Raw genomic sequence first — 12,660 nt, 5'->3', positions numbered from 1 at the left:
CCCCGGGGCTCCCGTCGCCGAACCCGGCGATGTTTTCGGCCGAACAGCGGATTATCTGCCTCGTCCCGTGTGCCGTATCGGATTCAGTCAGGTATGGCACTAAATGCTTCAAGAAGCGCACAATCAATGACACGGAATGGGTGGACGGATGGTCGCGATGCGACGAGGGACGCGCAGAGGGCGGTATGCCGCTCTGCTGACGGCGGCGGTGGCGGTCTCGCTGGCCGCGGCGGGCTGCACGGCGGGGCCCGACGCGAAGCAGGACGGGCGGGCGCCGGAGAAGGAGCGCTCGCACAGCGCCGCCCCCGCCTCCGGCCCCGTGCTCGCCGTGAAGGTCGACAACGTGCGCGCGGCCCGCCCGCAGACGGGCCTGGAGGACGCGGACGTCGTCTACGCCGAGCCGGTGGAGGCCGGACTGAGCCGGCTGATGGCGATCTACGCCGGCGAGCTGCCCGCGTCGGTCGGGCCGGTGCGCAGCGCCCGCGAGTCCGACCTGGAGCTGCTCGGCCAGTTCGACCGGCCGGTGCTGGCGTTCTCCGGCGCGCAGAGCAAGCTGCTGCCGCTCATCGACCGGGCCCCGCTGCGCGCGGAGCCTCCGGGCGAGAACTCCGACGCCTACGTCCGCGCGGCGGACCGGCAGGCCCCGCACAACCTCTACCTGCGGCCCGGCGAGCTGCTCCCGGAGCCCTCGGGAAAGGCGGCCCTCACCACCGGATTCAGCTACGGCAAGGCGCCCGCGGGCGGCCGGGCGGAGTCCTCGCACACGGTGCGCTACCCCGCGGCGAGCTTCACCTTCACCTGGTCCGGGAGCCGCGACCGGTGGCTGGTCTCCCTGGACGGCGACCCGGCCCGCACGGCCGACGGCGGGCGGCTGGCCCCGGCCACGGTCGTCGTGCAGCACGTGAAGGTGCGCGCCTCGGAATTCCGCGACTTCCGCGGCAGCAACTCGCCCTACGTCGAGTCGGTGGGCTCCGGGCAGGCCGAGGTGCTGCGCGACGGGCGCGCGTACGAGGCGACCTGGAAGCGCGGGGCGGCCGCGGACGGCACCACCTTCACCACCGGGGACGGCAAGCCGCTGCACTTCGCCGAGGGCCAGGTGTGGGTGGTCTTCACCGGCGGCTCCTGAGCCGCCCGCGCCCGGCCGGCGCGGCGCCGGGTCAGCCCGGTGCCGCCGTCGGCTCCGCCGGGTTGCGGAGCCCTTCCGCGGCGTCCGCGACCCGGCGGATGAGGTCGAAGAACAGCGCCTGCTCGTCGGCGGCGAGCGGGGCGAGGAACACCTGGTTCATGCGGGCGATGCGCACGCCCAGCCTGCGGTGCACGCGCAGCCCCTCGTCGGTGAGCCGGAGCAGGGACCGGCGGCCGTCCTGCGGGTCACGGACCTTGTCGAGCAGCCCGCGGCGGCCGAGCCGGCTGACCACCTCCGCGATGGTGGACCGGTCCAGGCCCACCCTCTCCCCCACGGTGCGCTGGTCCAGGCCCGGCTCGGCGACCAGGGCGTTGAGGACGGCGTACTGCGGCGAGGTGGTCTCCTCCGAGACCATCGTGTTCCACAGCAGGTAGTGCGCCTGCTGCAGCCGCCTGGCCAGGTGGCCGGGGTGGGTGGTCAGATCGACCGCTGCCATGCGCGCACTCCCGTGGTCACTTTCGTCGGTGCACTGACGATACATGGCGCGGAGCGCGAGCACCCGGGAACGCGCCATACGATCTACCTCGCGCTTTGCGGGCCTTGACGCCCCGGCCGCCCGGTGGCAGCGTGTGGACCACCTCGCGTGAATACTCAGTGCCCTGACTATCTGCTCCCGGGGCGCGCGGAAGAGATGGGGCTTCTCGGATGGACAAGGTGGTGGCCACGGCCGGTGCGGCGGTGGCCGACGTGCCCGACGGCGCGTCGCTCGCGGTGGGCGGTTTCGGGCTGAGCGGTGTGCCGAACGTACTGATCCAGGCGCTGTACGAGCGCGGGACCGGCGGGCTGTCGGTGGTCTCCAACAACTGCGGGGCGATGGACTCCGGGCTGGCCGTCCTGCTGGCCGCCGGACGCATCGCCCGCGTGACCGGGTCCTACATCGGCGCGAACAAGGAGTTCGCACGCCAGTACCTCGGCGGGGAGCTGGAGGTGGAGATGATCCCGCAGGGCACCCTGGCCGAGCGGCTGCGGGCCGGCGGCGCGGGCATCCCCGCCTTCTACACCCCCGCCGGGGTCGGCACCCAGGTCGCCGACGGCGGACTGCCGTGGCGATACGACGGGTCGGGCGGGGTCGCGCTGGCCTCGCCGCCGAAGGAGGTCCGCGAGTTCGACGGGACCCCGTACGTGCTGGAGCGCGGTATCCGCACCGACTTCGCGCTGGTCCGCGCCGCCAAGGGCGACCGGCACGGGAACCTGGTCTTCGCGAAGTCGTCCCGGAACTTCAACCCGCTGGCCGCGATGGCCGGACGGGTGACGGTCGCCGAGGTGGAGGAGCTGGTCGAGCCGGGCGAGATCGACCCGGACGCGGTGCATCTGCCCGGGATCTTCGTCCAGCGGGTGGTGGCGCTGACGGCCGAGCAAGCCGCCGACAAGAAGATAGAGCGGCGTACGATTTCGGCGCCTCCGGCGCGAGGGACGGTGACCTCCTGATGGCCTGGACGCGTGAACAGATGGCCGCGCGGGCCGCGCTGGAGCTGCGGGACGGCCAGTACGTCAACCTCGGCATCGGCCTGCCCACCCTGATCCCGAACCACCTCCCCGAGGGCGTCGAGGTCACCCTGGAGTCGGAGAACGGCATCCTGGGCACCGGCCGGTACCCCACCGAGGCCGAGGTCGACCCGGACCTGATCAACGCGGGCAAGGAGACGGTCACGGTCCGGCCGGGCGCCGCCTTCTTCGACTCGGCGCTGTCCTTCGGCATGATCCGGGGCGGGCACATCGACGTGGCGGTGCTCGGCGCGATGCAGGTCTCCGCCTCCGGTGACCTCGCCAACTGGGCCGTCCCCGGAAAGATGATCACCGGGATCGGCGGCGCGATGGACCTCGTCCACGGCGCCCGCACCGTCATCGTGGTCATGACCCACACCGCCAAGGACGGCTCCCCCAAGATCCTCGAGCAGTGCGCCCTGCCGCTCACCGGCAAGGGCTGCGTCCATCGCGTCATCACCGACCTGGGCGTCCTCGACGTCACCGGCGACGGCCTGGTGCTGGTGGAGACCGCCCCGGGCGTGAGCGTCGACGAGGTCGTCGCCCGGACCGGCGCCGAACTCGTCGTGGCGGAGGGAGCGAAGTGAGGGACGTCTACATCGTCGACGCGGTGCGCACCCCGTTCGGCAAGTACAACGGGGGCCTGGCGGGCGTGCGCCCGGACGACCTGGCCGCGCACGCGATCCGTGAACTCCTGGGCCGTACGCCCGGCCTGGACCCGTCCCGGATCGACGACGTCTACTTCGGCAACGCGAACGGCGCCGGCGAGGAGAACCGCAACGTCGCCCGCATGGCCGCCCTCCTGGCCGGCCTGCCCACCACCGTCCCCGGCGTCACGGTGAACCGGCTGTGCGCCTCCGGCCTCGAAGCGGTGATCCAGGCCGCCCGTGCCGTCGCGGTCGGCGACGCGTCGGTCGCGCTCGCGGGCGGCGTGGAGTCGATGACCCGGGCGCCGTACGTGCTGCCCAAGCCGGACCGGCCCTTCCCCGCCGGGCACACCGAGATGTACTCCACCACCCTGGGCTGGCGCATGGTCAACCCGGCCATGGACCCGCAGTGGACCATCCCGCTCGGCGAGTCGGCGGAGCTGATCGCGGACAAACACGGGATCACCCGCGAGCAGCAGGACGAGTTCGCCCTCGCCTCGCACCGGAAGGCGGCCCGGGCTCAGGCCGACGGCCTGTTCGACGCCGAGATCACCGCCGTCCCGGTGCCGAGCCGCAGGGGCGACCCGGTGGACTTCGCCGCCGACGAGTGCGTACGCGCGGACGCGTCCCTGGAGGCGATGGCCAAGCTCAAGCCGTCGTTCCGCAAGACCGACGGCACGGTGACCGCCGGGAACGCCTCCCCGCTCAACGACGGCGCGGCGGCGCTGCTCCTGGTCGACGAGGAGGGCCTGAGGGCCACCGGGCGCGAGCCGCTCGCCCGGGTCTCGGCCACCGGGGTCGCGGCGACCGACCCGCAGTACTTCGGCCTCGCCCCCGTCGAAGCGGTGAACCGGGCGCTCGCCAGGGCCGGCCGGACCTTCGCCGACCTGGACGTGCTCGAACTCAACGAGGCCTTCGCCGCCCAGGTGCTGGGCTGCGTCGCCGAGTGGCCCGAGTTCGACCCCGCCGTCCTCAACCCGCGGGGCGGTGCCATCGCGCTGGGCCACCCGCTCGGCGCCTCGGGCGCCCGCCTCGCCGGCACCGTCGCCCACCAGCTCGCCCGCAAGGGGAGCGGCACCGGCATCGCCACCCTCTGCATCGGCGTCGGCCAGGGCCTCGCCCTGGTCCTCGACCGCTAGTCACCCACGGGACCCCTCCATGACTCTCACCCAGCACGACATCGACGCGGAGATCGCGGCCGAGCACGCCGCCTACGAGAAGCGGGTCGCCGACGGCGGGCCCGTCGAGCACCACCCGCGCCGCGACTACGCCCCGTACCGCTCCTCGGTGCTGCGCCACCCGAAGCAGCCGCCGATCGCCATCGACGTCAGCAAGGACCCGGAGCTGGTGGAGCTGTCCTCGCCCGCCTTCGGGGAGCGGGACGTCACCGAGACCGACAACGACCTGACCCGGCAGCACACCGGGGAGCCGGTCGGCGAGCGCATCACGGTCTCCGGCCGCCTCCTCGACCGGAACGGCAAGCCCGTGCGCGGGCAGCTCGTGGAGATCTGGCAGGCCAACTCGGCCGGCCGCTACGCCCATCAGCGCGAGCAGCACGACGCGCCGCTGGACCCCAACTTCACCGGCGTGGGCCGCACCCTCTCCGACGACGACGGCTTCTACCGCTTCACCACCGTGCAGCCCGGCCCCTACCCGTGGCGCAACCACGTCAACGCCTGGCGCCCGGCGCACATCCACTTCTCCGTGTTCGGCTCGGCGTTCACGCAGCGCCTGGTCACGCAGATGTACTTCCCGAACGACCCGCTGTTCCCGTACGACCCGATCCTCCAGTCGGTGACGGACGACGCCGCGCGGCGGCGGCTGATCGCGACGTACGACCACAGCCTGTCCGTGCCGGAGTTCTCCCTCGGCTACCACTGGGACATCGTGCTCGACGGCCCGAACGCCACCTGGATCGAAGAAGGACGCTGACCCGCCATGACGAAGATCGACACGAGCATCCCGGAGCAGGTGCTGCCGACCCCGTCGCACACGGTCGGGCCCTTCTACGGGTACGCCCTGCCCTTCCGCGGCGGCGAGGACATCGCACCCGCCGGGCACCCGGACACGGTCACCGTGCACGGGTACGTGTACGACGGCGCGGGCCACCCGCTGCCCGACGCCCTCGTGGAGCTGTGGGGCCCGGACACCGAGGGCAACGTCCCCACCGCCGACGGCTCGATGCGGCGCGATCCCGCCTCCGGGGGCTTCCTGGGCCGCAACGGCGTGGAGTTCACCGGCTTCGGGCGCATCCAGACCGACGCGAACGGCCACTGGTACGCGCGGACACTGCGGCCCGGGGCGCGCGGGCGGAGCGCGCCGTACGTGAGCGTGTGCGTGTTCGCGCGCGGGCTGCTGGTGCACCTGTTCACCCGGATCTACCTGCCGGGCGACGCGGCGGTGCTCGCCGCCGATCCGCTGCTGTCCCGGGTGCCGGCCGAGCGGCGCGACACGCTGATCGCGGCCGACGAGGGTCGGGGCACGTACCGTTTCGACATCCGCCTTCAGGGCGAGGGCGAGACGGTCTTCCTGGAGTTCCAGTGACATCACCTGCCGACCCCGCCGACACCGACGCCTCCGCCGACACGAGCCTGCTCGCCCCCGGGTGGGCGGGCTCGCCGGCCGCGTCCGCGGCCGGTGACCGGGCGTATCTGCGGGCCCTGCTCGACGCGGAGGCGGCGCTGACCCGTGCCCAGGCCGCGCTGGGGCTCGCCCCGGCCGAGGCGGCGGACGCGGTGAGCACGGCCGCCGCCGACCCGGACGCCTTCGACACGCGCTCGCTCGCCGAGCGGGCCCGGGGCGGCGGGAACCCGGTCATCCCCCTGGTGGCCGACCTGACCCGGGCGGTCGGCGAGCCGTACGGGCCGTATGTGCACCGGGGTGCGACCAGCCAGGACATCCTGGACACGGCGACGATGCTGGTCGCCGCGCGCACCCTGGACCTGCTGCTGCCCGACCTCGCCCGTACGGAACGGGCGCTGGCCGGGCTGGCCGCCGAGCACCGGGACACGCCGATGCCGGGACGGACCCTCACCCAGCACGCCGTGCCGACGGCCTTCGGGCTGAAGGCGGCCGGATGGCGCGCACTGGTGCTGGACGCACGAGACCGCCTCACGGCCGTGCGGGACGCGCTGCCCGCCCAACTCGGCGGCGCGGCCGGCACCCTGGCCGCCTTCGAGGCGTACGGCGCGACGGACGCGGTCGCGCTCCCGGCGGCGTACGCGCGGGAACTGGACCTGCGGGAACCGCTGTTGCCGTGGCACACCCTGCGCACGCCGGTCGCCGACCTGGCCGGTGCCCTCGCCTTCACCGCGGGGGCGCTCGGGAAGGTCGCCGTGGACGTGCTGACGCTGTCCCGCACCGAGGTCGGCGAGGTCGCCGAGGGCAGCGGAGGCGGTTCGTCGGCGATGCCGCACAAGGCCAACCCGGTGCGGTCCACGCTGATCGCGGCGGCCGCCCGGCGCGCGCCGCAGCTCGCGGCCACGCTGTACGGCTCGCTGGCCGCCGAGGACGAGCGTCCGGCCGGGGCCTGGCACGCGGAGTGGGAGCCGTTGCGGGACCTGCTGCGCCTGACCGGCGGCGCCGCCCGGGACGCCGCGGAGCTGGCCGAGGGGCTGCGGGTGCGCCCGGAGGTGATGCGGGCGCACCTCGGGCTCACCCACGGTCTGATCGTCTCGGAGCGGCTCTCGGCCGAATTGGCGCCGGTGCTGGGGCGGGCCCGTGCCAAGGAACTGCTCACCGAACTGGCGGCGCGCGCCTACGCCGAGGACCGGAGCCTGGGCGAACTGCTGGCTCAGGTGCCGGAGTTGCGGGAACTCGACCTGACCGCCGCGACCGACCCCGCCCGTTACACGGGTGCTGCCGCCGCCCTCACCGACCGTGCTCTGGAGCGACGTTGACGACCATCCTGAACCACCTGTCCGAAGGCCCCGAGTCCGCTCCCCCGCTGCTGCTCGGTCCCTCGCTGGGCACCTCGTACGCGCTGTGGGACGCGGTGGCGCCCGAACTGTCCGTCGGGCACCGGGTGATCCGCTGGGACCTGCCGGGGCACGGAGGTTCGCCGGCCGAGCTGATCGGACCCGGCGCCACCGTCGCGGACCTGGCCGAGCTGGTGCTCGCGCTCGCCGACTCGCTCGGCGTGGAGCGGTTCGCCTACGCCGGGGTGTCCCTGGGCGGCGCGGTGGGCCTGCACCTGGCCGTGCACCGTCCGGAGCGGGTGTCGTCCCTCGCGGTGATCTGCTCGTCGGCGCACTTCAACGGCGCGCGGCCGTGGGAGGAGCGGGCGGCGCGGGTGCGCGAGGAGGGGCTGGGACGGCTCGCGGAGAGCGCGGACGCGCGGTGGTTCACCCCCGGGTTCACCGTGCCGCGGCTGGTCCGGGACCACCGGGAGGCCGACCCGGGCGCGTACGCGGCCTGCTGCGACGCGCTGGCCGCCTTCGACCTGCGGGACCGGGTCGGGGAGATCTCCGCGCCGACGCTGCTGATCGCGGGGCGCGAGGACCCGGCCACGCCGCCCGCGCACCTGCGGGAGCTGGCCGACGCGGTGCCGGGCGCGACGCTGACGGAGATCCCGGGCGCCTCGCACCTGGCGCCGGCCGAGCGGCCCGAGGCGGTACTGACGGCGCTGCGGGCCCACTTCGACGGTGGGGCCCGGCGGGGCATGGCGGTACGGCGCGAGGTGCTGGGCGACGCGCACGTGGACCGGGCGCAGGGACGGCAGACCCCGTTCACCGCTCGCTTCCAGGACTTCATCTCGCGCTACGCGTGGGGCGAGATCTGGACCGACGAGACGCTCTCGCGCCGCGAGCGCAGCATGATCACGCTGACGGCACTGGTCGCGCACGGCCACTACGAGGAGCTGGCCATGCATGTGCGGGCGGCGCGGCGCAACGGGCTGACGCCGGACGAGATCGGCGCGGTACTGCTCCAGACGGCGGTGTACTGCGGGGTGTCGGCCGCCAACTCGGCGTTCACCACGGCCCAGCGGGTGCTGGCCGAGGAGGCGGACGACGCCGCGGAGTGACGCCCCTCGCCCCTTGGCACGTCCTGACGGCGCCGCGGGCGCACGTCGACCGCGACGGCCCGGCGGGCACCGGCCGAAGAGGCGGACGGCGCCGCGGGGTGACGCCCTCCCCCCTCGGCACGTCCTGACGGCGCCGCGGGCACATGTCGACCGCGACGGCCCAGCGGGTGCCCGGCCGAAGAGGTGGACGACGCCGCGGAGTGACGCCCCTCGCCCCTCGGCACGTCCTGACGGCGCCGCGGGCACACGTCGACCGCGACGGCCCAGCGGGCACCGGCCGAAGAGGCGGACGGCGCCGCGGAGTGGCGGCCCTCGGGGGGGGCCTGGCGGGGGCTCAGTCCGTGTGGTCCGCGGCCAGGGCCTGACGGGCGCGGGACGCGAGGCCGTCGGCGCCGCAGGAGTCGGCCAGCGCCAGGCCCCGTCTCAGCTCGGCCGCCGAGCGGGACGCGATGCCGTACTCGACGCGGGCGGCGGCGTGCTCGTACTGGCAGGGTGAGGCTTCCAGGTAGGTGACGGCCTGGGCGGCCAGCCGGACCGCGCGCTGGCCGGTCTCCAGCGCGGCGGCGCAGCGCAGGGCCTCTCCTATCGCCGTGTCCGTGCCGAAGCGCTCGGCCTGGCGGCGGGCGTCGGTGGCCAGCCGGGCGGCGCGGCCGGGGTCCTCGGTGGCCAGCGCCCGGGCCAGTTCGGTCGCCCAGGGGACGACCACCGGGTTGTGCCGGCCCCGCGCGGCGGCCGCCTTCTCGGCGGCCTCCAGCTCGTTGACGGCCTCCTCGGTGCGGCCGGTGGCGAGCAGCAGCCGAGCGCGCACCGGGCGGGGGTCGGGCAGCACGATCGTCGACGGGTAGGGCGGTGCGAAGCCGTACTGGTCGGCGAGGGACCGGGCCTCCTCGACGTGGCCGCGGGCGAGCAGGGTGTCGATCAGGTTGCAGATCGCCGACCAGTACAGCGGCAGTCCGCGGCCGACGCGTTCGGCGATCCGCAGTGACTCGCGCAGCGACTGCTCGGCCTCCTTGAGGCGGCCCCTCCTGCGGTGGCCGAGACCGACGTAGGCGTGCGCGAGGGAGAGGTGGCCGCCGCTCCAGCCGGCGCTCTCGTAGGCGCGCAGGGCTTCGGTGAACAGTGCCTCGGCGCGGTCGAGCCGGTCGGCGTAGGCGTAGGAACTGGCCAGCATCATCGGCAGTTCCAGGCCCCACTCGGTGTCGGTCCAGCCCAGTCCGGGGGCGAGCCGGCCGTTGACGAGGGCGCGGTCGCACAGTTCGACGACCTCTTCGGCGCTCTCGCCGTGGGTCATGGCGTCGAAGCCGCGCAGGATGAGCAGGGCGCGCTCGGCGTTGTCGCGGCCGGTGCAGGTGGCGGCCAGTTCGGCCAGGCGTGCGGAGCGGTGGGGCGAGGAGGTCTCGCCCGCGTGGATGCCCTCCCACATGTACTGGGCGGCCTGGAGGCGCAGCCGCGCCGAGGGGTCGGGGTTGCGGGCGGCCTCCGCCTCGACGGTGCGGACGGCCTCCTCCAGCTGGTCGTTGTGGAGCAGGGCCTGGGAGAGCCGGAAGACGGCGTCCACCCGCTGCTCGCCCTCCAGGCCGGGCATGGCGAGCGCGGTGCGCAGGTGGCCGATGGTGGTGGCGGGCGCGGTGAGGAGCGTGGCGCAGCCCAGCTCGAACAGCACGCGGGCGTGGGATTCCGGCAACGGCGGTTCCTGAAGCGCCCGTTCGAGGCAGCGCCGGGCGGCGTCGGGGGCTCCGACGGCGAGGTGTTCGCGGGCGGCCTCGCGCAGCTGGGCCACGACGTCCTGGTCGTCGTCGGGGTGCACCTTGAGCAGATGCCGGGAGGCGGCGGCCGCGCCGAGTCCGGAGTCGGCGACCAGCTGGGCCGCTATGCCGTGCATCGCGGTGCGCAGCGCGTCGGGGATGGAGTTGTAGACGGCGGTGGCGATCAGCGGGTGGACGAACTCCAGCTCGCCCGCTCCCGGCTGCCCGGCGGTGGCGTCGGGTACGGACAGGATCCGGGCGCCCCGCAGCAGTTCGGCGCAGCGGGCGGCGTCGGCGCGGTCCAGGGTGGCGAGCCGGGCCACCATGTCGACGGTGATGCCGCCGCCGAGGATGGCCGCGGCCCAGGCGAACCGGGTGGAGTCGACGCCGAGTTGTTCCAGGCGGGCGACCAGACCGCCGCCGCGGGCGGCGCGGTTCAGGGCGCGCAGTTCGGCGGCCTCCGCCTCGACGGGTTGCAGTTCGCTGTCCTGGACCTTGGCGAGGAGTTCGACGGTCTCGTAGGGGTTGCCGCCGGTGACGGCCCACACCTCGCGGCAGAAGGCGGCCTCGGCGTGGGCGCCCAGCGTGGCGCGGGTGAGTCCGGCCGTCGCCTCCGGTGTGAGGGCGTTCAGCGGGGCGAGGGGCCGGCCGACGGCGGTGGCCGCCTCCAGGTGGCGGGCGCTGTCCCCGCTGACGTCGCCGGGGCGGCGGGCGAGGACGACCAGGACGGAGGTCTCGTCGAACCGTTCGGTGAGCGCGGCGAGCCAGCGCAGGGTCTCCTGGTCGGCCCAGTGCGCGTCGTCGATCAGCAGCACCAGCGGCCACTCCCGGCGGGCGAGCCGGCGTACGGCGGCGACCAGGCCGTCGCACACGCCCTGCGGGTCGGCCTGCCGCTCGCCGGGGTCCGCTATGCCGAGGGCGGGCCCTGCGATGTCGTACCAGTCGCCGAGGTACTCGCGGGCCTCCTCGGGGAGCATGGACACCAGGGCGGGCTGGAGCAGTTGGCGCACCACGTTGAAGGGGACGGACCTGAGGGTCTCGCCGCCGCGCGCCGACCAGACGGTGCAGCCGCGGGCCTCGGCGATGCGGCGGGTCTCGGCGAGCAGCGCCGTCTTGCCGACCCCGGCCTCGCCGCGGGCCTCCAGCAGGGTGCCGGGGGACAAGCGGTCCGCGCACAGGGTGTCCACCGCGCGCGTGATGGTGGCGATTTCCTCGTCGCGCTCCCAGAGGGAGGCCGGGACGGCGCCCACCCGCCGCACCTGCGTCATCCCGCTACCTCCCCGAGTCGCCCGAATGACGTACAGAGCCTGAGCCTAGCCCTCCCTTCGCGCAAGTGGTGTGCGCTCCGGCGACCAGTTGCCGTGACGGGTGACATGCGGTAAAGCGCGGACGACGCACCGGGCCCGTCATCAGCGGCGGTGCGGTCGGGTACCCGTCAACCTCGCGCGGCGCGCGGCGCCGGACCGGCCCGCGCAGCGGATGCGAGCGGGCCTCTCATCCGGCTTTCACCGACGCCTCATACGGTGGGCGCATGACGCAGGCGACTCCTCCCGGGTGGTACCCGGACCCCGGACAGAAGAATGACGGTCCCGCCACCGAGCGCTGGTGGGACGGCACGGCGTGGACCGACCAGGTGCGCCCCGCGGGGGCGGACGCCGCGGGGGCACCGCCCGCGCAGCCGCCGACCGGGCCGCCGCTCCAGCCGCCGGCGCAGGGCACCGCGGCCGGGGCGTACCCCGTGCACCCGGGGTATCCGGGCCTTCCGGTCCAGCCGCCGTCCGCACGACGGCGCCGGCTGCGTACCGGAATAGCCGTCGCGGCGGCCGTGGCGGTGCTGGCCGGCATCGGGGTCGGCGTGTACGCGCTGACCGACGACGGCTCGGGCGGCAACGCCGCGCAGCAGGACCGGCGTGGCCCCGGCGACGGCGGCGACCCCTTCGGCGACTCTGGCGGCGGCAACGGCGGCGGCGAGGACGGCCGGTCGCCCGCGCCGGACTCCCCCGGCGAGTCGGAACCGCCCAAGGTCGACAGCGGCTCGGTGACCGACGCGTTCAGCGGGATCAGCCTGCCCATCCCGGACGGCTGGTCGGGGCAGGAGCTGCAGGTGGGCGCGCAGTTGACGTCGGACGACGCCTACAAGTGCCCCGGCGACACCTCCAAGTCCTGCACGAAGGGCGGCGCCTACTCGGCCCCCGCGGTGCTCCTGAAGACCAAGGGCGACACCGCCGAGGAGGTCGCGAAGGCCGACATCGAGGCGAACGCCGAGGAGTCCTACGGAGGGGAGTCCTACGGAGGGATCACCTCGCACGACGAGCTGGCCTCCAAGGTGGTCACGGTCGCCGGGCAGAAGGGCTACCTGGTCCGCTGGAAGGCGGTCACCGCCAAGGGCTCCGACGGCTTTGTCGAGTCGCTGGCCTTCCCCTCGCCCGCCGATTCCTCGCGCATCGTCGTCGTGCGCTTCGGTGTCGACACCGACCAGCAGCAGTCGGTCATCGACGAGATAACCAAGGGCATAAAGGTGGACACCACGGCCGGCGGCGGGGGTGGCGGCCAGGACGTCTGACGAGTCCGGCG

General features: G+C 74.5%; 11 protein-coding genes. 9 read left to right on the top strand and 2 right to left on the bottom strand.

The window, feature by feature from the left end; genetic code table 11:
• The first annotated feature begins 157 nt into the window (after positions 1-157).
• Positions 158-1,126 carry a DUF3048 domain-containing protein gene (locus tag ACIRGB_RS12265; RefSeq protein ID WP_403862333.1) on the top strand — a complete coding sequence of 323 codons (969 nt, stop codon included), beginning with the start codon at positions 158-160 and terminating at the stop codon, positions 1,124-1,126.
• Between the two features lie 31 nt (positions 1,127-1,157).
• Here ACIRGB_RS12265 and ACIRGB_RS12260 read toward each other — a convergent pair whose 3' ends face one another.
• Positions 1,158-1,622 carry a MarR family winged helix-turn-helix transcriptional regulator gene (locus tag ACIRGB_RS12260; RefSeq protein WP_403862330.1) on the bottom strand — a complete coding sequence of 155 codons (465 nt, stop codon included), beginning with the start codon at positions 1,620-1,622 and terminating at the stop codon, positions 1,158-1,160.
• Between the two features lie 209 nt (positions 1,623-1,831).
• On the opposite strand from ACIRGB_RS12260, the gene ACIRGB_RS12255 reads away from it, so the two are divergent.
• Genes ACIRGB_RS12255 through pcaD form a run of 7 tightly spaced genes read left to right on the top strand, consistent with a single transcriptional unit; the run spans position 1,832 to position 8,341 of the window.
• Positions 1,832-2,614, top strand: a complete 783-nt coding sequence (locus tag ACIRGB_RS12255) for a CoA transferase subunit A (RefSeq protein WP_403862327.1) — start codon at positions 1,832-1,834, stop codon at positions 2,612-2,614.
• Positions 2,614-3,258 (top strand): CoA transferase subunit B, encoded by a 645-nt coding sequence (locus ACIRGB_RS12250; protein WP_403862324.1) that lies wholly within the window; start codon positions 2,614-2,616, stop codon positions 3,256-3,258. Before ACIRGB_RS12255 ends, ACIRGB_RS12250 begins: the two co-directional genes overlap by 1 nt.
• The gene (locus ACIRGB_RS12245) at positions 3,255-4,457 is read left to right on the top strand and encodes a thiolase family protein (protein WP_403862321.1); all 1,203 of its coding nucleotides are present in this window, start codon (positions 3,255-3,257) and stop codon (positions 4,455-4,457) included. The genes ACIRGB_RS12250 and ACIRGB_RS12245 overlap by 4 nt, the downstream gene beginning before the upstream one ends.
• A gap of 19 nt (positions 4,458-4,476) precedes the next feature.
• Positions 4,477-5,250, top strand: a complete 774-nt coding sequence (gene pcaH / locus ACIRGB_RS12240) for a protocatechuate 3,4-dioxygenase subunit beta (RefSeq protein WP_403862318.1) — start codon at positions 4,477-4,479, stop codon at positions 5,248-5,250.
• Between the two features lie 6 nt (positions 5,251-5,256).
• On the top strand, positions 5,257-5,862 hold the full coding sequence (pcaG, locus tag ACIRGB_RS12235) for a protocatechuate 3,4-dioxygenase subunit alpha (RefSeq protein WP_403862315.1): 606 nt from the start codon (positions 5,257-5,259) through the stop codon (positions 5,860-5,862).
• The gene (gene pcaB, locus ACIRGB_RS12230; protein ID WP_403862312.1) at positions 5,859-7,217 is read left to right on the top strand and encodes a 3-carboxy-cis,cis-muconate cycloisomerase; all 1,359 of its coding nucleotides are present in this window, start codon (positions 5,859-5,861) and stop codon (positions 7,215-7,217) included. Before pcaG ends, pcaB begins: the two co-directional genes overlap by 4 nt.
• The gene (gene pcaD / locus ACIRGB_RS12225) at positions 7,214-8,341 is read left to right on the top strand and encodes a 3-oxoadipate enol-lactonase (RefSeq protein WP_403862309.1); all 1,128 of its coding nucleotides are present in this window, start codon (positions 7,214-7,216) and stop codon (positions 8,339-8,341) included. The genes pcaB and pcaD overlap by 4 nt, the downstream gene beginning before the upstream one ends.
• 334 nt (positions 8,342-8,675) lie before the next feature.
• On the opposite strand, the gene ACIRGB_RS12220 is transcribed toward pcaD, so the two are convergent.
• Positions 8,676-11,354, bottom strand: coding sequence for an ATP-binding protein (locus tag ACIRGB_RS12220; protein WP_403862306.1), 2,679 nt, complete (start codon positions 11,352-11,354; stop codon positions 8,676-8,678).
• Between the two features lie 263 nt (positions 11,355-11,617).
• Here ACIRGB_RS12220 and ACIRGB_RS12215 point away from each other — a divergent pair, with 263 nt between their 5' ends.
• Positions 11,618-12,649 carry a DUF2510 domain-containing protein gene (locus ACIRGB_RS12215; RefSeq protein WP_403862303.1) on the top strand — a complete coding sequence of 344 codons (1,032 nt, stop codon included), beginning with the start codon at positions 11,618-11,620 and terminating at the stop codon, positions 12,647-12,649.
• Positions 12,650-12,660 lie beyond the last annotated feature (11 nt).

It is taken from the genome of Streptomyces sp. NPDC102490 (assembly GCF_044765285.1).
Taxonomy (GTDB): Bacteria; Actinomycetota; Actinomycetes; order Streptomycetales; family Streptomycetaceae; genus Streptomyces.
The sequence above is the reverse complement of the archived record's forward strand: the minus strand, read 5'-3'. Positions and strand labels throughout refer to the sequence as shown.